The 20,137-nt window shown below is 72.3% G+C and carries 13 protein-coding genes; 12 read left to right on the forward strand and 1 reads right to left on the reverse strand.

Features of this window, described 5'->3' with window-relative positions; genetic code table 11:
- Positions 1-3 precede the first annotated feature (3 nt).
- The 10 genes from mreD (at position 4) to obgE (ending at position 15,602) form a co-directional block, all read left to right on the forward strand.
- Positions 4-750 (forward strand): rod shape-determining protein MreD, encoded by a 747-nt coding sequence (gene mreD, locus ASC60_RS20350; RefSeq protein ID WP_055553130.1) that lies wholly within the window; start codon positions 4-6, stop codon positions 748-750.
- 100 nt (positions 751-850) lie between these two features.
- A complete protein-coding gene (mrdA, locus tag ASC60_RS20355; RefSeq protein ID WP_055552885.1) occupies positions 851-2,998 on the forward strand; it encodes a penicillin-binding protein 2 in 2,148 nt (715 codons plus the stop codon).
- Between the two features lie 65 nt (positions 2,999-3,063).
- The gene (gene rodA / locus ASC60_RS20360; RefSeq protein ID WP_234357047.1) at positions 3,064-4,197 is read left to right on the forward strand and encodes a rod shape-determining protein RodA; all 1,134 of its coding nucleotides are present in this window, start codon (positions 3,064-3,066) and stop codon (positions 4,195-4,197) included.
- 51 nt (positions 4,198-4,248) lie between these two features.
- The gene (locus ASC60_RS20365; protein WP_055552889.1) at positions 4,249-5,841 is read left to right on the forward strand and encodes a CYTH and CHAD domain-containing protein; all 1,593 of its coding nucleotides are present in this window, start codon (positions 4,249-4,251) and stop codon (positions 5,839-5,841) included.
- A 187-nt stretch (positions 5,842-6,028) separates the two neighbouring features.
- Positions 6,029-7,954 (forward strand): TIGR03960 family B12-binding radical SAM protein, encoded by a 1,926-nt coding sequence (locus ASC60_RS20370; RefSeq protein ID WP_055552891.1) that lies wholly within the window; start codon positions 6,029-6,031, stop codon positions 7,952-7,954.
- Between the two features lie 150 nt (positions 7,955-8,104).
- A complete protein-coding gene (locus ASC60_RS20375; RefSeq protein ID WP_055552893.1) occupies positions 8,105-8,884 on the forward strand; it encodes a TIGR03936 family radical SAM-associated protein in 780 nt (259 codons plus the stop codon).
- Positions 8,885-9,107: 223 nt separating this feature from the next.
- Positions 9,108-13,184, forward strand: coding sequence for an Rne/Rng family ribonuclease (locus ASC60_RS20380; RefSeq protein WP_234357035.1), 4,077 nt, complete (start codon positions 9,108-9,110; stop codon positions 13,182-13,184).
- Between the two features lie 253 nt (positions 13,185-13,437).
- The gene (gene rplU / locus ASC60_RS20385; protein ID WP_055552895.1) at positions 13,438-13,758 is read left to right on the forward strand and encodes a 50S ribosomal protein L21; all 321 of its coding nucleotides are present in this window, start codon (positions 13,438-13,440) and stop codon (positions 13,756-13,758) included.
- Between the two features lie 14 nt (positions 13,759-13,772).
- Positions 13,773-14,030: a 50S ribosomal protein L27 gene (gene rpmA, locus ASC60_RS20390; protein ID WP_009717948.1), complete on the forward strand. Its 258-nt coding sequence runs from the start codon at positions 13,773-13,775 to the stop codon at positions 14,028-14,030.
- A gap of 138 nt (positions 14,031-14,168) precedes the next feature.
- A complete protein-coding gene (obgE, locus tag ASC60_RS20395) occupies positions 14,169-15,602 on the forward strand; it encodes a GTPase ObgE (RefSeq protein ID WP_055552896.1) in 1,434 nt (477 codons plus the stop codon).
- A gap of 129 nt (positions 15,603-15,731) precedes the next feature.
- Here the strand turns inward: obgE and ASC60_RS20400 are convergent, their stop codons facing one another.
- A complete protein-coding gene (locus tag ASC60_RS20400) occupies positions 15,732-17,819 on the reverse strand; it encodes a hypothetical protein (protein ID WP_055552898.1) in 2,088 nt (695 codons plus the stop codon).
- A gap of 315 nt (positions 17,820-18,134) precedes the next feature.
- Between ASC60_RS20400 and proB the strand changes: the two genes are divergently transcribed.
- The gene (gene proB, locus ASC60_RS20405; protein ID WP_055552900.1) at positions 18,135-19,328 is read left to right on the forward strand and encodes a glutamate 5-kinase; all 1,194 of its coding nucleotides are present in this window, start codon (positions 18,135-18,137) and stop codon (positions 19,326-19,328) included.
- A 278-nt stretch (positions 19,329-19,606) separates the two neighbouring features.
- A complete protein-coding gene (locus ASC60_RS20410) occupies positions 19,607-20,110 on the forward strand; it encodes a hypothetical protein (protein ID WP_055552902.1) in 504 nt (167 codons plus the stop codon).
- Positions 20,111-20,137: the final 27 nt, after the last annotated feature.

Genomic DNA, 20,137 nt, shown 5'->3' on the forward strand with positions numbered 1-20,137 from the left:
ATGCTGCGCCTCAACCGTGTCCTCCTGTCCACCGTCCTCGTCGTCGTCGCCCTCGTCGTCCAGATCTGCGTCCTCGCCCGGCTGCAACTGCCCGGCGCCGTCCCCGATCTGCTGCTGCTCGTCGTCCTCGGCCTCGCGCTGGTCTACGGCCACACCGGCGGCGCCCTGGTCGGCTTCGGCGCCGGTCTGCTCGCCGACCTCGCCCCGCCCGCCGATCACGCCGCCGGGCGCTACGCCCTGGTGCTGTGCGTCATCGGCTATCTGGCGGGGCTCGCCAAGCCCGAGAGCGGCCAGCTCCGGTCGGCCACCGGGCCGATGGTGGTGGTCGTCGCGGCGGCCATCGGCGCCACCCTGCTGTACGCGGGGGTCGGCATCCTCGTCGGCGACGACGCGGCCCGCCATGTGGGCCTGGGCGAGCTGCTGTTCACGGCCGCCCTGTACGACCTGCTGCTGGCGCCCTTCACGGTGCCGCTGATCATGGGGCTGGCCAGACGCGGGGAGAACGACCGGATGGCCGACAGCTCCGGCGGCACCGGCACCGAGAGCGCCACCCGCTGGATCACCTCGGCGAGCAGCGTCCGGACCGGCCGGATGAGCCGCTTCCGCCGTTCCGGCCGGGCCGCCCGGCTCGGCGGCCTGGGCGGTGGCCTGGGCGGCGGTCAGGGCGGTGGCCTGCTGGCGAAGGCGACGAAGCGGACCGGCCGCGTCAAGGACGGCCGCGTCAAGCTCAAGGGGGTCAAGCGCCTGTGAGCACCGCCGTCCCGCCGGCCGCCGCCGCCCGCCGGTCGCCCGCGGCCCTCCCGTCTCCCGCGGTTCTCCCGTCTCCCGCCTCCACCCTCGACGGAGCGCCATGAGCAATATTCCGGAGACCGGACGGACTCCCCGGGTCACCGTCCGCCTCGTCGCCATCCAGATCATCGTCTTCTCGCTCCTGCTCACCCTCGGCGGACGGCTGTGGTACCTGCAGATCCGCAACGGCGACGAATACACCGAGAAGGCCGCCAACAACCACGTCCAGCAGGTCGTCCACCCGGCCGTCCGCGGCTCGATACTGGACGCCCGCGGCGTGCCCCTCGCCGACAACGAGACCCGGCTCGTCGTCTCCGCCAGCCGCACCGCGCTGATGAAGGAGCCCGACGACGGCGAGGCCGTCCTCACCCGGCTCGCGGGCGTCCTCCACATGAAGCCCAAGGACGTCAAGGACAAGGTCCGGCTGTGTGACGCCGAGACCCCGCAGCCCTGCTGGAACGGCTCCCCGTACCAGCCCATCCCGATCACCGACGAGGCCAGCGCCAAGCAGGCGCTCCAGATCCGCGAGCGCGAAGAGGACTTCCCCGGGATCAGCGCCGAGCCCACCGCCGTGCGCCGCTACGCCGCCCCGGCCGGCTCCAACGCCGCCCAGGTGCTCGGCTACCTCTCGCCCGTGACCGACGAGCAGATCAAGAAGGCCGAGCACACCAAGTCGCCGCTGCTCCGCTCCGACCAGGTCGGCTCCAACGGGCTGGAGAGCGAGTACGACAGCAAGCTGCGCGGCAAGGCCGGGGTGACCCGCTACGAGGTCGACAACCTCGGCCGCGTCATCGGCCAGCGGGAGAGCCAGCGGGCCCGGCCCGGCGACAACGTCGTCACCAGCCTCGACGCACGCGTCCAGGCGGTCGCGGAGAAGGAGCTGGACCAGGCGATGAAGGACGCCCGCAAGCAGTACGACCGGAACACCGGCCGGAAGTACAAGGCGGACTCGGGCTCGGTCGTGGTCATGGAGGCCAAGACCGGCCGGGTGGTGGCGATGGCGTCCAACCCGGCGTACGACCCCAACGCCTGGGTCGGCGGCATCTCCGGCAAGGACTACAAGAAGCTCACCGGCAAGGACAGCAACTACCCGCTGCTGAACCGGGCGATCCAGGGCCAGGCGGCCCCCGGCTCGATCTTCAAGGTGATCCCGACGACCGCCGCGGTCAACGCCGGATACGCCTTCAACGGGCCCTACCCGTGCACCAGCTCCTTCAGCATCGGCGGCCAGGTCTTCAAGAACTTCGAGTCCGAGAACTTCGGCGGGATCAGCCTCGGCCGCGCGCTGGAGGTCTCCTGCGACACGGTCTTCTACCGCCTCGCCTACGACGAGTGGAAGAAGGACGGCGGCAACAAGCCCAAGAAGCACCCGGGGGACTGGTTCTACAAGACCGCCCACCAGTTCGGCCTCGGCAAGGAGACCGGCGTCGACCTCCCCAACGAGGTCAGCGGCCGGGTCCCGGACCGCCAGTGGAAGAAGGACTTCTGGAAGGCCAACAAGGACGCCTGGTGCAAGAACGGCAAGAAGAACGGGAACTACACCCAGCGCCTCTCCTACGAGAACTGCCTCGAAGGCATGAAGATGCGCGCCGGTGACTCCGTGAACTACTCGATCGGCCAGGGCGACACGCTCGTCACCCCGATCCAGATGGCCACCATCTACGCGGCGATCAGCAACGGCGGCACGCTCTACGACCCGACCGTCGGCAAGGCGATCGTCAGCCCGGACGGCAAGCACATCCAGGAGATCAAGCCCAAGGCGCACGGCAAGCTCCCGATGAAGGGGCAGACGCGCGAACAGATCGACCAGGCGCTCGCGGGCGTCGCCACCCGGGGTACCGCCGCCTGGCGGTTCCAGGGCTGGCCGCAGGACAAGATCCCGATGCACGCCAAGACGGGTACCGCCGAGGTCTACGGCAAGCAGACCACCTCGTGGTTCGCGACCTACACCAAGGACTACTCGGTCGTCATGACGATCTCGCAGGGCGGCACCGGCTCCGGCGCCTCCGGTCCGGCCGTCCGCAAGATCTACAACGCGCTGTACGGGGTCGACGGCAAGGGCAAGATCGACGAGAAGAAGGCGCTGCTGCCCAAGCCGCAGGCCGACCTCCCCAAGATCGCCTCCGACGGCTCGATCGAGGCCCAGCCGGTGGGCAAGCCGTTCTCCCTGCTGGGTGACACCAGGCGGCGGGGAGGTGCGCAGCAGTGAGCGCGTCGACCCACGGCTACTCCGTCCCCCGCTTCACCCCCGAGCGCGGCACCTGGCGCAAGCTCATGGCGCGCGACTCGCTCGTGCGCCGCCTGGACTGGGTGCTGCTGCTCAGCTGCCTCGCGCTGTCCGCGATCGGCACCCTGCTGGTCTACTCGGCGACCCGCAACCGCACCGAGCTGAACCAGGGCGATCCGTACTACTTCCTGGTCCGGCACGCCCTGAACACCGGCATCGGGCTGCTGCTCGCGATCGGCACCATCTGGCTCGGCCACCGCACCCTGCGCGGCGCGGTGCCGGTGCTGTACGGCCTGTCCGTCATCCTCGTGCTCGCCGTCCTCACCCCGCTGGGCTCGACCATCAACGGCGCCCACGCCTGGATCGTGATCGGTGCCGGGTTCTCCCTCCAGCCCGGCGAGTTCGCCAAGATCACGATCATCCTGGGCATGTCGATGCTGCTGGCCGCACGGGTGGACGCGGGCGACCGGCTCACCCCCGACCACCGCACCGTCGTCCAGGCGCTCGGCCTGGCCGCGCTGCCCATCGCGATCGTGATGCTGATGCCGGACCTCGGTTCGGTGATGGTCATGGCGGTGATCGTGCTCGCGGTGCTCCTCGCCTCCGGTGCGTCCAACCGCTGGATCGCCGGGCTGATCGCCACCGCGGTGGTCGGCGCGCTGCTGATCTGGCAGCTGCACATCCTCGACCAGTACCAGATCGACCGCTTCGCCGCCTTCGCCAACCCCGCCCTGGACCCGGCGGGCGTCGGCTACAACACCAACCAGGCGCGCATCGCGATCGGTTCGGGCGGTCTCACCGGCAAGGGGCTCTTCCACGGCACTCAGACCACCGGTCAGTTCGTGCCCGAGCAGCAGACGGACTTCGTCTTCTCGGTCGCGGGGGAGGAGCTGGGCTTCCTCGGCGCGGGTCTGATCATCGTGCTGCTGGGCGTCGTCCTGTGGCGCGCCTGCCGGATCGCCCGGGGCACCACCGAGCTGTACGGGACGGTCGTCGCGGCCGGAATCATCGCCTGGTTCGCGTTCCAGTCGTTCGAGAACATCGGCATGACGCTGGGCATCATGCCGGTGGCCGGTCTGCCGCTGCCGTTCGTCTCCTACGGCGGCTCGTCGATGTTCGCCGTATGGATCGGAATCGGGCTGCTCCAGTCGATCCGGGTGCAACGGCCCGTATCGGCCTGACCCGGACGCGGGGGACTCCCGCCGGGCGTCCCGGGCGACTACATTCACGCCATGGTGGACATGATGCGGGAAATCGAACGCAAGTACGAGACCACCGATGACGGCGCCCCGTCCGGCGGCCTCCCCGAACTGGCCGGGGTCGCCGGAATCGCGCAGGTCAGGGACGAGGGCGTCGTCACGCTCGACGCCACGTACTACGACACCCCCGGGCAGCGCCTCGCCGCCGACGGCATCACCCTGCGCCGCCGCACCGGGGGCGGCGACGCCGGCTGGCACCTCAAGCTGCCGGTGGGCCCCGACGTACGGGACGAGATCCGCGCCCCGCTCGCGGACGCGCTGCCCGCCCACCTCGCGGGCCTCGTGCGCTCCCGCGTCCGCGGCCACGGCCTCGTCCCCCTCGTCCATCTGCTGTCGGAGCGCAACGTCCGGCACCTCCTGGACGGCGATGGCACGCTGCTCGCCGAGCTGTCCGCCGACCGGGTCACCGCGCGCCGACTGGCCCCGGCCCCCGGCGACCCGGTGAGCTGGACCGAGGTCGAGGTGGAGCTGGCCGAGGGCGGCGACCCCGCGTTCCTCGACACCCTGGAACCGCATCTGACGGACGCCGGGCTGCGCCGGGCCGACCTCCCCTCCAAGCTCGCCCGCGCCCTGGCCGAAACCGGCCCGCACCGGGAAGGCGGGAAACCCGGAAAGCGCGACAAGAAGTCCGGCCAGAAGAAGATGGGCCAGAAGAAGGCCGGGAAGAAGGCCGCGGCCGAGGCCACCGCCGGTGACGCCATCCTGGACTACGTACGCCGCCAGATCACCGCGATCGTCACCCTCGACCCCGCCGTACGCCTGGACACCCCCGACTCCGTGCACCGCATGCGGGTCGCCACCCGCCGGCTGCGCAGCGCCTTCCGCTCGTACCGCAAGGTCCTGGACCGCGCCGTCACCGACCCCATCGGTGCCGAGCTGAAGTGGCTGGCCGCCGAACTGGGCATCGACCGGGACCGCGAAGTGCTCACCGCGCGCATCGCCGAACGGCTCTCCGAGGTGCCCGTGGAACTGCGGCTCGGCCCCGTCGCCGCCCGGCTGGAGATCTGGTCGCACGCCCGCCGCACCGGCTCCCGCGACCGGCTGACCGGCGTCCTGGACGGCGAGCGCTACCTCGCCCTCCTCGACACCCTCGACGCGCTCCTGGCCGACCCGCCGCTGCGCCCCGCGGCCGCCCGCCCGGCCGCCGAGGTGATCCGCAAGGCCGTGCTGCGCGACTACGAACGGCTCGCGGACCGTCTCGGCCCGGCCCTGGACGCCCCCTCCGGACCCGACCGCGACGTCGTCCTGCACACGGCCCGCAAGGACGCCAAGCGGGCCCGCTACGCCGCCGAGGCCGCCCGCCCGGTGCTGGGCCCGCCCGCGAAGGCGTTCGCCGGGCTCATGACCGAGGTGCAGGAACTGCTCGGCGACCACCAGGACAGCGTGGTCGCGCGCGAGGCACTGCGCGAACTGGCGATCCAGGCGCACGCGGCGGGGGAGTCCACCTTCACCGTCGGCCTGCTCTACGGCCGCGAGGAGGCCCGCGCGGCCGCCCGCGAGCGCGAACTGCCCGGCCTGTGGGCCGAGGTCTCGCGCCCGGAGCACCGGGCGGCGCTGGAGCCGTAACCGAACGGACGGACGATCGTTGGTCCAGGTGCACGGCTTTCCCCGCTCGCGCGGGGGTGGCCCGGAGTGCGATGTCCGTTGGGCACTGTGGACCCTGGAAGCGCGGGGTGTGCCGATCGCCGTGCCACGGGTGGCTCCGGTCGCGTTAGGCTTGTGGGTCACCCCTGTCAGCTCACGAAAGTCCGCGATGTCTGCCGAGTCGGTCTTCCCACAGCTCGAGGCCCTGCTGCCGCATGTGCAGAAGCCCATCCAATACGTAGGCGGTGAGCTGAATTCCACCGTCAAGGATTGGAACTCCTGCGACGTCCGCTGGGCGCTCATGTACCCGGACGCCTACGAGGTCGGGCTGCCCAACCAGGGCGTCATGATCCTCTACGAGGTGCTCAACGAGCGCGAGGGCGTGCTCGCCGAGCGCACGTACAGCGTCTGGCCGGACCTCGAAGAGCTGATGCGCGAGCACAAGGTGCCGCAGTTCACCGTGGACGCGCACCGGCCCGTCGGGGCCTTCGACGTCTTCGGCGTCTCCTTCTCGACCGAGCTGGGCTACACCAACCTGCTCACCGCGCTGGACCTCGCCGGTATCCCGCTGGACGCCGCCGACCGCACCGTCGACCACCCGGTCGTCGTCGCGGGCGGCCACGCCGCGTTCAACCCGGAGCCGATCGCGGACTTCATCGACTGCGCGGTGATCGGCGACGGTGAGCAGGCCGTCCTGGAGATGACCGAGATCATCCGCGCCTGGAAGGCCGAGGGACGCCCGGGCGGCCGCGACGAACTGCTCTTCCGCCTCGCCCGCACCGGCAGCATCTACGTGCCGAAGTTCTACGACGTGGAGTACCTGGCCGACGGCCGGATCTCCCGCGTCGTGCCGAACCGCTCGGGCGTGCCGTGGCGCGTCTCCAAGCACACCGTCATGGACCTCGACGAGTGGCCGTATCCGAAGCAGCCGCTGGTGCCGCTCGCCGAGACCGTGCACGAGCGGATGTCGGTGGAGATCTTCCGCGGCTGCACCCGCGGCTGCCGCTTCTGCCAGGCGGGCATGATCACCCGCCCGGTGCGCGAGCGCTCCATCACCGGCATCGGTGAGATGGTCGATCGCGGCCTCAAGAACACCGGTTTCGAGGAGGTCGGCCTGCTGTCGCTGTCCTCCGCCGACCACACCGAGATCGGCGACATCGCCAAGGGCCTCGCCGACCGGTACGAGGAAGACAAGATCGGCCTGTCCCTCCCGTCGACCCGGGTGGACGCCTTCAACATCGACCTGGCCAACGAGCTGACCCGCAACGGCCGCCGTTCGGGCCTCACCTTCGCCCCCGAGGGCGGCTCCGAGCGCATCCGCAAGGTCATCAACAAGATGGTCTCGGAAGAGGACCTGATCCGTACGGTGTCCACCGCGTACGGCAACGGCTGGCGGCAGGTGAAGCTGTACTTCATGTGCGGTCTGCCCACCGAGACCGACGACGACGTGCTCCAGATCGCCGACATGGCGACCAAGGTGATCGCCAAGGGCCGTGAGGTGTCCGGCAAGAACGACATCCGCTGCACCGTCTCGATCGGCGGCTTCGTCCCCAAGCCGCACACCCCGTTCCAGTGGGCGCCGCAGCTCAGCGCCGAGGACACCGACGCCCGGCTGGAGAAGCTGCGCGAGAAGATCCGCGGCGACAAGAAGTACGGCCGCTCGATCGGCTTCCGCTACCACGACGGCAAGCCCGGCATCGTCGAGGGCCTGCTCTCGCGCGGCGACCGCCGGGTCGGCGCCGTCATCCGCGCCGTCTACGAGGACGGCGGCCGCTTCGACGGCTGGCGCGAGCACTTCTCCTACGACCGCTGGATGGAGTGCGCCGAGCGCACCCTGCCCGACTTCGGTCTCGACGTCGACTGGTACACCACCCGCGAGCGCACCTACGAGGAGGTCCTGCCCTGGGACCACCTCGACTCCGGTCTCGACAAGGACTGGCTGTGGGAGGACTGGCAGGACGCGCTCGACGAGACCGAGGTCGAGGACTGCCGCTGGACCCCGTGCTTCGACTGCGGTGTCTGTCCGCAGATGGACACGTCCATCCAGATCGGCCCCACCGGCCGCAAGCTGCTGCCGCTGTCGGTCGTGCAGTAGCCCTCGGGCAACCGGCCGGTCACAAAGTACGCTGGAAGGCGCACGGGCCGCACAGGCCCGTGCGCGACAAGCGAAGAGACACCAGAAGAAGCAACAAGGAGCAGTCCCCTGGGCAAGCGACAGCCCGAAGGCCCGCCGCCCGCACCCGCGGTGCAGCGCATCCGTTTGCGTTACACCAAGCGCGGCCGCCTCCGGTTCACCAGCCACCGCGACTTCCAGCGCGCCTTCGAGCGGGCGCTGCGCCGCGCCGAGGTGCCCATGGCGTACTCGGCGGGCTTCACCCCGCACCCCAAGGTGTCGTACGCCAATGCCGCCCCTACTGGCACCGGCAGTGAGGCCGAGTACCTGGAGATCCAGCTCACCGAGGTACGGGACCCCGAGACGCTGCGCGGGCTGCTCGACGAGTCGATGCCCTCCGGGCTCGACATCATCGACGCCGTCGAGGCCCGCACCTCCGGGCTCGCCGACCGGCTCCAGGCGTCCGTGTGGGAGATCCGGCTCGACCGGGTCGCCCCGGCGGAGGCCGAACGGGCCGTGGCCGCCTTCCTGGAGGCCGAGACCGTCGAGGTCGAGCGCCGGACGAAAAACGGCATGCGCACCTTCGACGCCCGGGCCGCGGTGGCCCGCCTGGAAGCGGTCGCAGGTCGGGGCGATAGGCCAGGCGACGATGGCTGTGCGATACTGCGGCTGGTAGTACGGCATCTGACACCTGCCGTGCGACCCGACGACGTCCTGTCCGGTCTCCGCGCTACGGCCGACCTGGCGCCGCCGGTCCCCGCAGCGGTGACCAGGCTGGCGCAGGGGCTGCTCGATGAGGAGTCCGGCACGGTGACCGACCCGCTCGCGCCCGATCGCGAGGCAGTTCAGGCCGCCCCACCCACGGCCGCCGAGCTGACCGCCGCGATGGCGGCGCCGGAAGGTTCCGCGTAAGGACCGCCGTCGATGCGCCGCCCAGGCACTTGGGAGCCACCCGGGTCCGGCAGGCGCACTGACCAGGAGACTTTCGCCGGTCCCGGCCCTGAAAACCGGCCCGGCGAGCGATACGACAGCTCCCGTGCGGCGCCCGCGCCCCGGACGGCGGACACCGCGCAGCGCGCGGGGCCCGGCCGGAAACAGGCGCGGCGCCCGGGAGCGTGACGGGAGAACCGCCCGCATGCTCGAGCCCATTGAGCCGACCGAACCCATCCAGCCCCAGGGACAGGCCGCGCCGCGCGCCGCCGCCTCCGGGGATCCGACCTCGCCCAGTGACACCCTGCCGCCGCGCCGCCGCCGCGCGGCCTCCCGGCCCGCCGGCCCTCCGGTGGGCACCGTGGGTGACGCCGAGGTGACCACACCCGCCGTACCGGCCATACCGGCCGAGTCGATCGCCGCCGGCGCCGCCATGGTCGCCGGGGAGGCGTCCGACGGTGACACCGGTTCCGCCGCTCCGCCCGCCCGTTCGCGCCGCCGTGCGACGCGCAAGACGGCCGCACCGGCGGGTGCGCCGGAGGCCGCGGAGACCGTGGTCCCGGCGGACGCGCCCCGGGCCGCCGAGCCCGCCGGGGCCCCGGCCGCCGATCCGGAGCCCGCCGCCGAGCCCGCTCCGCCCGCCCGTACCCGCCGCCGGGCCACCCGTAAGGCGACCGCCCCGGCCGGAGCGCCGGAGACCGCCGAGACGGTGGTGCCGGCGGAGGAGCCCGTCGCCGCGGCACCGGCCGAGGCCGCCGCGCCCGTCGAGGCCGCGGCCGAGCCCGCCCCGGCGCCCCGTACCCGCCGCCGGGCGACGCGCAAGGCCGCCGCTCCGGAGGGTGCCCCGCAGGCGGAGCCCGCCGACGTGGACGCGTCGTCTGCGGCGGCCGCTGGTGGCAGTGGCGACGAGGACACCGCCCCAGCTGCAGTCGCAGCCGACGCCCCGGCCGACGAGGCGCCCCGTGGCCGTACGCGCCGCCGGGCCGCCCGTAAGGCGGCTGCCCCGGCCGGTGTGCCGCAGGCCGCCGACGACGAGCCGAGCGCCGGGGAGACCGCCCCGGCCGAGCCCGCGGCCGCCGAGGCCGAGGCCTCCGCGGAGGCCGCTCCGGCGCCGCGCACCCGCCGCCGGGCCACCCGTAGGACGACCACCGCCGTGGCCGAGGCCGCCGCCCCGGACGAGGCCGCCGACCAGCCCGCCGAGGCCGCTGCGGCGACCCCCGAGGCCCCGGCCGCGGAGGAGAGCGCCGAGGAGCCGCGCGCCCGTACCCGCCGCCGTGCCACGCGCAAGACGGCCGCCGCCGCCGAGGAGCAGCCCGAGCCGCGGGCCGCCGAGGCCGAGCCGGAGCCCGCGCCGCGCGGTGGCCGCCGCCGCGCCGTGCGCCCGCCGACAGCGGTCTTCCAGGCACCGGTCTTCACCGAGCCGGTCTTCCAGACCCCGGAGAGCGCCGCCGCCGAGGCCGCCGCGTCCGCCCTGGAGGAGGCTGCCGAGGCCGACGAGGCCGACGAGACCGACGAGACCGCGGCCCAGGACAAGACGGCGGCCGCCGAGCCGGTGGCCCCCGCCGCGGGCCGTCGCCGCCGTCGCCGCCGGGGCGAGCCCGCCGAGGAGCAGCGCCCGGCGGAGGCCGAGGAGCGCGCCGCCGTCGAGGACGCCGAGCAGGACGTCCGCGCGGCCGACCGTGAGCAGGGCGACGAGGAGTCGGGCGACCGCCCGGCCCGTCGCCGTCGCCGGGGCGGCCGTCGCCGCCGCCGGGGCGAGGCCGCCGACGCCGAGGGTGCCGAGGGCCGTTCCGAGGGCGAGGACGGCGAGGCTTTCGAGGACGAGGCGCAGGCCGAGGGCGAGACCGGCGAGGAGCAGGGCGCCGACGAAGAGGGCGCCGAGGCCGGTGAGTCCGCCGGTGGCGGCTCCAGCAGCAGCCGTCGCCGTCGTCGTCGCCGCCGTCGCAGCGGGGACTCCGCCGAGGCGGAGTCGGGCGGTGACGACCCGGAGCGTACGGTCGTCAAGGTCCGGGAGCCTCGGGAACGGCGTGGGAAGGATGCCGAGACCAGCTCCGACGAGGTGCAGTCGATCAAGGGGTCGACGCGTCTGGAGGCCAAGAAGCAGCGCCGCCGCGAGGGCCGTGAGCAGGGCCGCCGCCGGGTGCCGATCATCACCGAGGCCGAGTTCCTGGCCCGCCGCGAGGCGGTCGAGCGGGTGATGGTCGTCCGGCAGAACGGCGAGCGCACCCAGATCGGCGTGCTGGAGGACAACGTCCTCGTCGAGCACTTCGTCAACAAGGAGCAGGCCACCAGCTACGTCGGCAACGTCTACCTGGGCAAGGTCCAGAACGTGCTGCCGTCGATGGAGGCCGCCTTCGTCGACATCGGCAAGGGCCGCAACGCCGTGCTGTACGCGGGTGAGGTCAACTTCGAGGCGCTGGGGCTGTCCAACGGGCCGCGCCGCATCGAGACCGCGCTGAAGTCCGGGCAGTCCGTGCTCGTGCAGGTCACCAAGGACCCGATCGGTCACAAGGGCGCCCGGCTCACCAGCCAGGTCTCCCTGCCCGGCCGCTACCTGGTGTACGTCCCCGAGGGTTCCATGACGGGCATCAGCCGCAAGCTGCCCGACACCGAGCGCGCCCGGCTGAAGCAGATCCTCAAGAAGATCGTCCCCGAGGACGCGGGCGTGATCGTCCGCACCGCCGCCGAGGGCGCGAGCGAGGACGAGCTGGCCCGCGATGTCCAGCGGCTGCAGGCGCAGTGGGAGGAGATCAAGAAGAAGGCGAAGAGCGGCAACGCGCCGACGCTCCTCTACGGGGAGCCGGACATGACCGTCCGGGTCGTCCGCGACATCTTCAACGAGGACTTCTCCAAGGTCATCGTGAGTGGTGAGGACGCCTGGCAGACCATCCACGGCTATGTCTCGCACGTCGCGCCCGACCTCGCCGACCGGCTGCAGAAGTGGAACTCGGACGTCGACGTCTTCGCCACGTACCGGATCGACGAGCAGCTGATGAAGGCGCTGGACCGCAAGGTCTGGCTGCCCAGCGGCGGCTCGCTGGTGATCGACCGGACCGAGGCGATGGTCGTGGTCGACGTCAACACCGGCAAGTTCACCGGCCAGGGCGGCAACCTGGAGGAGACGGTCACCAGGAACAACCTGGAGGCGGCCGAGGAGATCGTGCGCCAGCTGCGGCTGCGCGACCTCGGCGGCATCATCGTGATCGACTTCATCGACATGGTGCTGGAGTCCAACCGCGATCTGGTGCTGCGGCGGCTGCTGGAGTGCCTGGGCCGCGACCGTACGAAGCACCAGGTGGCGGAGGTCACCTCGCTGGGCCTGGTCCAGATGACCCGTAAGCGGGTCGGCCAGGGCCTGCTGGAGTCGTTCTCCGAGTCCTGTGTCCACTGCAACGGCCGCGGCGTGATCGTCCACATGGACCAGCCGACGGTGGCCGGCGGCGGTGGCGGCGGCAAGCGCAAGAAGAAGAAGGGCGGCGGCCAGCAGGCGCCCGCGCCGGAGGAGACCTCCGTGGCCGACGCCGAGACGGTCGTCGAGGCCGCCGAGGAGATCGCGGCGGAGATCGCCGAGCCGAAGGCGCTGCCGGAGCCGGTCTTCGCGGCCGACGAGGAGCTGTACAGCAGCGCCGCCGAGGCCGAGGCCGCCGCGGGCCGCGGACGGACCCGGCGCCGGGCGACGCGCAAGGTGTCCGCCCCGGCCGGCGCCCCGAAGAGCGCCGAGCAGCCGCAGGCCGTGGTCGTCGTCGCGGACGAGCCGAAGCCGGAGGCGGCCGCCGAGGCGCCCGAGGCCGCCGCTCCCGCCCCCGAGCCGGAGACGGCCGGGCCGGAGGCCGCCGAGGAGGCCGCTCCCGCGCCGCGTGCGCGCCGCCGGGCGACCCGTAAGGTGTCCGCTCCGGCGGGCTCGCCGACAGGCTCCGAGGACGCCGCCGTGGTGGTCGTCAGCGCTCCCGCCACCGAGCCGAAGCCGGAGGCCGACGAGCCGGCGGACGGCGAGAAGCCGGACGGTGGCGAGGCTGCGGACGGTGGCGAGGCGGCGGACGGCGAGGCCAAGGCACCGGCGAAGAAGGCGGCCCGTAAGACGGCCAAGAAGGCGCCGGCGAAGAAGACGGCCGCCAAGAAGACCGCCGCGAAGAAGACCGCGTCGAAGACGACCGCGGCCAAGAAGACGACCGCGAAGAAGACGACGGCGAAGAAGACGACCGCCAAGAAGACGGCGTCGAAGAAGACCGCGGCGGCGGAGCAGCAGACGCCGCAGTCGGTCTCGGCCGCCGCCGACGACTGAGGGGGACGGTCATCAGTCCGGAGGGCACCTGCGCAGGTGCGTAGGTGCCCTCCGGGCTCTGGTAGCCTTGACCCTCGGCGTCTTACGCCAAGCCCCTGAGCACATCCCTCCCGTTCCGCGGGAGAGGCCGCTCGGCCGGTGCTGAACCGCGAGATATCACTCGGGGAATCACTCGGTTGTCATGACCTTCGTGGGGTCATGTGGAGCGGCTGGCATCAGAGGTCCCGTTTACTAGCGAGAGAGTGAGAACCGCGTGTACGCAATCGTGCGCACCGGCGGCCGCCAGCAGAAGGTAGCCGTGGGCGATGTCATCGAGGTCGACCGGATCGGCACCAGCAAGGTCGGCGACACCGTCGAGCTCTCGACTCTGCTCGTTGTCGACGGCGATGCCGTCACCAGCGATCCGTGGGTCCTGGCCGGTGTGAAGGTTCGCGCCGAGGTCGTTGACCACCACAAGGGTGCCAAGATCGACATCCTGAAGTACAAGAACAAGACCGGTTACCGGAAGCGGATCGGCCACCGCCAGCTGCACACCGCGCTGAAGATCACCGGCATCGACTCGGCTGCGAAGTAAGGGACTGAGGAGACATGGCACACAAGAAGGGCGCATCGTCCACTCGGAACGGTCGCGACTCCAACGCCCAGCGGCTCGGGGTCAAGCGCTTCGGCGGCCAGGCCGTCAACGCGGGTGAGATCCTCGTCCGCCAGCGCGGCACGCACTTCCACCCGGGCACGGGCGTCGGCCGCGGCGGCGACGACACGCTGTTCGCGCTGGCCGCCGGTGCGGTGCAGTTCGGCACCCACCGTGGCCGCAAGGTCGTGAACATCGTTCCGGTCGCCGAGTAATTCCGGCACCGGCACGACGCCACACACCTTTCCGAGGGCGGACCGCTCTTTCCCGTGACGGGGAAGCGGGTCCGCCCTCGGCGCGTTATCCCGGTAACGACGACACACCGATCCCGTACGCAACTGGAGGCACCCGTCATGACCACCTTCGTGGACCGCGTCGAGCTGCACGTCGCCGCGGGTAGCGGAGGCCACGGCTGCGCCTCCGTACACCGCGAGAAGTTCAAGCCGCTCGGCGGCCCGGACGGCGGAAACGGTGGCCGGGGCGGCGATGTGATCCTGGTCGTCGACCAGTCGGTCACCACGCTGCTCGAGTACCACCACAGCCCGCACCGCAAGGCCACCAACGGCAAACCCGGCGAGGGCGGCCACCGCTCCGGCAAGGACGGCAGCGACCTGGTCCTGCCGGTCCCGGACGGCACGGTCGTCCTCGACAAGAAGGGCAACGTGCTCGCCGACCTGATCGGCGAGGGCACCACCTACATCGCCGCCCAGGGCGGCCGTGGCGGCCTCGGCAACGCGGCCCTCGCCTCGGCCCGCCGCAAGGCCCCCGGCTTCGCGCTGCTGGGCGAGCCGGGCCACGCCGGGGACGTCGTCCTGGAGCTGAAGACCGTCGCGGACGTGGCCCTCGTCGGCTACCCGAGCGCCGGCAAGTCTTCCCTGATCTCGGTGCTCTCGGCCGCCAAGCCGAAGATCGCCGACTACCCCTTCACCACCCTGGTCCCCAACCTCGGCGTGGTGACGGCCGGTTCGACCGTCTACACCATCGCGGACGTGCCCGGTCTGATCCCGGGCGCCAGCCAGGGCAAGGGCCTCGGCCTGGAGTTCCTGCGCCATGTGGAGCGCTGCTCGGTGCTGGTGCACGTCCTGGACACCGCGGCCCTGGAGTCCGAGCGTGACCCGCTGACCGATCTCGATGTCATCGAGGCCGAACTCGCCGAGTACGGCGGCCTGGAGGACCGGCCCCGGCTCGTCGTCCTCAACAAGGTCGACATCCCCGACGGCAAGGACCTCGCCGACATCATCCGCCCGGACCTGGAGGCCCGCGGCTACCAGGTCTTCGAGGCCTCGGCCATCGCCCATCTCGGCCTCAAGGAGCTGTCGTTCGCCCTCGCGGACATCGTCGGACGAGCGCGCGCGGCCAAGCCGAAGGAGGAGGCGACCAGGATCGTCATCCGTCCGAAGGCCGTGGACGACGCGGGCTTCAAGGTCGTCGTCGAGGACGGTTTCTACCGCGTCGTGGGCGAGAAGCCCGAGCGCTGGGTCCGCCAGACCGACTTCAACAACGACGAGGCCGTCGGCTACCTCGCCGACCGGCTGAACCGCCTCGGCGTCGAGGAGGAGCTGGTGAAGGCGGGCGCCCACGCGGGCGACGAGGTCGTCATCGGCCCCGAGGACAACGCGGTCGTCTTCGACTGGGAGCCGACGCTCGCGGCCGGTGCCGAGATGCTGGGCCGCCGCGGTGAGGACCACCGCTTCGAGGCCCCCCGCCCGGCGGCGCAGCGGCGCCGCGACCGGGACACGGAGCGGGACGAAGCGGAGGAGGAGTACGAGTCGTTCAAGCCCTTCTAGGGGCCGGGGCCGGGGTGGGCGGCCCCCGCCACGAGCCCTGACAGCGGCTCTCGGCCGCGACGGACCGGTGGCACGGCAAAAGGACCCGGGAGCGATGCTCCCGGGCCCTTACGCGTGGCCGGCGGCGGCTCAGACCGTCGCCGTCTCCTCCGGCTCCGACGATCCGGCCTCCAGCTCCGCCTCCTCGGCCGCGTCCCGGGCCTCCCGCTGCGCGGGGATCTCATCGGCCAGCCGCGTGGCCATCCGCACCCGGCGCTCGTCGGCCTTCCGGCACAGCGTCTGCGCGGCCTGGTCGAAGCGCACCAGGGACGGCGGGTCGGACGGCCCGAGCAGGTGCACCTTCAGCTCGGCGCGGGCGGCCGCGAGGGTGTCCTTCTCGGGGTCGCGGACGGCCTCCAGCAGCTCCGGGACCTCCGTCGCCTCGGGGCTGAGGATCGTGGCGGCGCGCACGGTCGGGAAGGTCGCCCGGAACTCCTCCTCGCTCAGCCCGCTGGTGTTCGCCACCGCGTACGGCTTCTCGCTCGTCAGGTAGTCCGAGACGACGCTCGACACATCGCTGATCAGCACATCGGCCTGGTTGAAGCAGGTGAAGATGGCCGGCCGCGGCCCGGTGATGATCTGGTGCTCCCAGTCCGGCAGCGACGTCCAGTAGGCGCTCTCCCAGGCGGCGGTGGCCGCCGCCACGCCCGCGGCGCGGTTGTCGTCCGGGGTGCCCTGGAGCTTCATGCGCTCGATCTCGTCCGCGCTGTGGCGGAAGGACGTGCTGGTGAGCTGGTTCAGCTCATCGGCACGCCGGTTCAGCTCGGCCGCGGCCTCGGCGGGCGGACGGGCCCCGCCGCGCTTGGTGTTCGCCTCGGCGATCATCGCCTTGATGCGGTCGTCGGCGTGGCCGGCCCGCCGGTCGACGGAGCCGGTCATCGGGTGCGGCTTGTACAGCAGCCGCACCTTGGGGTCGGCGAGCAGTTCGCGGACGATGTTCTCGCCGGCCAGGATGACCGAGGTGTTGCCGGGGTTGCCGTCCCAGCCCTCCCAGGTCGGCGCGTACAGCACGGTGGTGTACTCGCCGGTCGGGGCGCCCGCGTAGGGGCGGATCGGCGCCAGCTGCGGGCGGCCGACCTCCACGACGTCCTTGTCCTCGACGCCGATGTCGGCGAGCTGGTAGCGGTCGCGCGCGGCCGGGCCCGCGACCCACACCTCGTCGTACGCCTTGGCGTACGGGTTGCAGCTGGAGAGCTTGTCGCTCTCGCCGTGGTTGATGAACGCGTGCTTGATCGAGGGGATGCGCAGCACCTGCGAGGTCTTGCCCGAATTGGCCGGGTGCAGCAGCACCTTGAGCGTCGAGTGCTCGAGCCGCATCAGATGGGCGACCTTGGGGAGGCAGACGATCGGGACGTCCGTCGCGTCGATCTTCTGCACCATGAACCGCTCGCGCAGCACGATGATGGGGTTGCCGTCGAGCGCGGCGAGGGTGGAGAGCCACATGTTCGCCTGGTAGGCGGAGCTGGTGCCGCCGGAGAAGTACATGCCGACGGTCGGCTGGTACTCGGCCAGCCAGGTGTCGAGCCACTCCAGGGCCTTCGCCTCGCTCACCGCCCGCTTGCGCGGCAGCAGCCAGGTGGCCAGGTGGGCGGTGCCGGCGATGCCGATCAGCAGGGCGATCGAGAGGCCGACGGCTCCCCAGGCACCGTTCTTGGTGCCGGCGGTCAGCAGCAGTCCGGCGGTGGCGGGGGCGGCGAGCCGCAGCATCCGGCGGCCGTGCTGGCGGGCGAACAGCCGCGGCGGGGCATCGCTCAGGCGCAGCGCGGAGGCGTCGATGTTGCGCGTGACGAAGGGCAGCTGCCGCGTGCGGCGCACCATTATGGCGGCCGCCTGGCAGGCGAAGTGCACGACGTAGAAGAGCAGCAGCCCGACGGTCAGCGGCGCCTGCTCGTGCAGCGGATTGATTCCCTCTATCCGCAGCAGCCCGACCATGATGAGCATGTCGCGGAACAGCTGGCGCACCGTGATGTCGAAGCGGACCTTGCCCAGCAGCGACAGCAGACCGGGCTGCTTGTGCTGCAGGAAAAGATCGAGGGCGAGGCCGCACGCCGAGGAGGCGATGAAGAGCGGTACGTTCGGGAGTACGGCGCCGACGAGCTGTGTGGTGAAGAACACCACCATGGCGAGCAGCGCCGTGAGCTGTACGACCCGGCGTGGGGCGAATCCGGCGGAGGGCACGGGTTGGGCTCCTGGCGGGAGGGCGGTGGACGACTGGGGGGACCCCTGACCGTATGCCGCCGTCCGGCCCGGTGACAATCCGCGCAGGTGCCAACCGCCCCGAAACAGGCCCAAACGCTCCGCGGAGCGGTCCGGGCGGCCGTCGCGGCGGTGAAGCGGCGGCGAAATGGCGGCGAAATGGCCGGGCGGCCATGGGCCCGGCTCACGTAGATTGCCCCCTTGTCATGATGTGAGTGTGCAGGACACGCGTTTTACGCTCATCGCGAGGTGCGCGTGAGAGCCGGGGACGAGCCCGGGGATGAGCAGGGGAGAGGCGTGGCGAAGCAGGACGGGTCGGCGGTACGGGACGAGGTGGCCGCGGCCCGCAGGATCGTGGTGAAGATCGGTTCGTCTTCCCTCACCACCGCGGCAGGGGGGCTGGACGCGGACCGGGTTGACGCGCTGGTGGACGTGCTCGCGAAGGTGCTCGGCCAGGACGCGGGCGGGGACGGCGGTGCGGGCGGTGGTGCCGGCGGCGCGGGCGGCAAGGAGATAGTCCTGGTCTCCTCCGGGGCCATCGCCGCCGGACTCGCCCCCCTGGGCCTGGACCGGCGCCCCCGCGACCTCGCCCGCCAGCAGGCCGCCGCGAGCGTCGGACAGGGCCTGCTGGTGGCCCGCTACACCGCCTCCTTCGCGCGCTACGGGCGCCGGGTCGGCCAGGTGCTGCTCACCACGGACGACACCAGCCGCCGCGCCCACTACCGCAACGCCACCCGGACCCTGGACCAGCTGCTGGCCATGGGCGCCCTGCCGATCGTCAACGAGAACGACACCGTGGCCACCGACGAGATCCGGTTCGGGGACAACGACCGCCTCGCGGCCCTGGTCGCCCATCTCGTACGGGCCGATCTGCTGGTGCTGCTCTCCGATGTGGACGGGCTCTACGACGGCGACCCCAGGACCCCGGGAACCTCGCGGATCGACGAGGTCAAGGGCCCCCAGGACCTCGCCGGGGTCTCGATCGGCAGCGCGGGCCGCTCCGGAGTCGGTACGGGCGGCATGGTCACCAAGGTCGAGGCGGCCCGGATCGCCGCCGCGGCCGGGGTCCCGGTGGTGCTCACCTCCGCCAGCCGGGCCGGGGACGCCCTGCTGGGCCGCCCCACCGGTACGTACTTCCACCGCACCGGCCGCCGCTCGGCCGACCGGCTGCTGTGGCTCGCCCACGCCTCGGAGCCCCGCGGCGCGCTCACCCTGGACGACGGGGCGGTGCGGGCCGTCGTGGAGCGCCGCACGTCGCTGCTGCCCGCGGGGATCGCGGCGGTGGAGGGCGAGTTCACCGCCGGGGACCCGGTCGAGCTGCGGGACACCGAGGGCCGCGCGGTGGCCCGCGGGCTGGTGAACTTCGACGCCAAGGAGATCCCGCGGCTGATCGGCCGCTCGACCCGCGACCTCGCGCGCGAGCTGGGCCCCGCGTACGAGCGCGAGGTCGTGCACCGGGACGACCTGGTGGTGCTGCACCGCCACGGATGAGCCGTCCCGTCGGGGCCCGCACGGGCCGGGGCGCCCGCCCGGCCGGCCGGGGGTGCCCCGGAAGGTGAGCCGGGCCTCAAAAAAAGGGGGGCTTACCTTCCGCAAAAACGCCCCGCGGCCGCGCGAGGACTGGTCAACTTTGTTCAACGGGGTCGCGCGGGCAGCGGGCCCGCGGTGGGAACGCGGCGGGTCCGGATCGGCACCGCCGGCCACGGCACCACCGCACCACAGTGCTCCGCCCGCGCGTGAGCGGAGCAGCGAGCTACAGGAGGCCGCCGGTGAGACGAGGGCGCCCGGGGGCGCCGCCCCGAGGGGCGGCGGAGCGCACCCTGACCAGTGTCGGGTTGAACGGTGCCGGCGCGAACGGTGCCGGCGCGAACGGCGCCGGGGCGGGCGATGCCGGGACGGAGGACGCGACGGCGCAGGGCAAGCGGGTCGAGGTGTCCCGGCTGTGGCACATCACGCTGAGCGTCTCGGGTGCCGAGGCGCCGCTGCGGGAGGTCCGGCGGGCGCTGGAGCAGCTGGCCCACGACCATCCCTTCCTGCTGACCAGTCGCTACGCCAACGATCACGCCGAGATCCGGTACTGGGAGGAGGCGCGCGATCTGCACGACGCCGCGGCGGTGGCGCTGCGGCTGTGGGGCGAGCACCGTTCGACGGCCAAGCTGCCGCCATGGGAGATCGTCGGGCTCGAGGTCATCGACCGTGATACGTATCACCAGCGCATCGCCGAGGGATACGGGCCGCCACCGGCTTCTCCGGTGGGTGTGCACCCGTTCTGAAGGGGCGGGCGGGGCGCCGAGATGTGA

This window comes from Streptomyces sp. NBRC 110028, assembly GCF_001417735.1.
Taxonomy (GTDB): Bacteria; Actinomycetota; Actinomycetes; order Streptomycetales; family Streptomycetaceae; genus Streptomyces.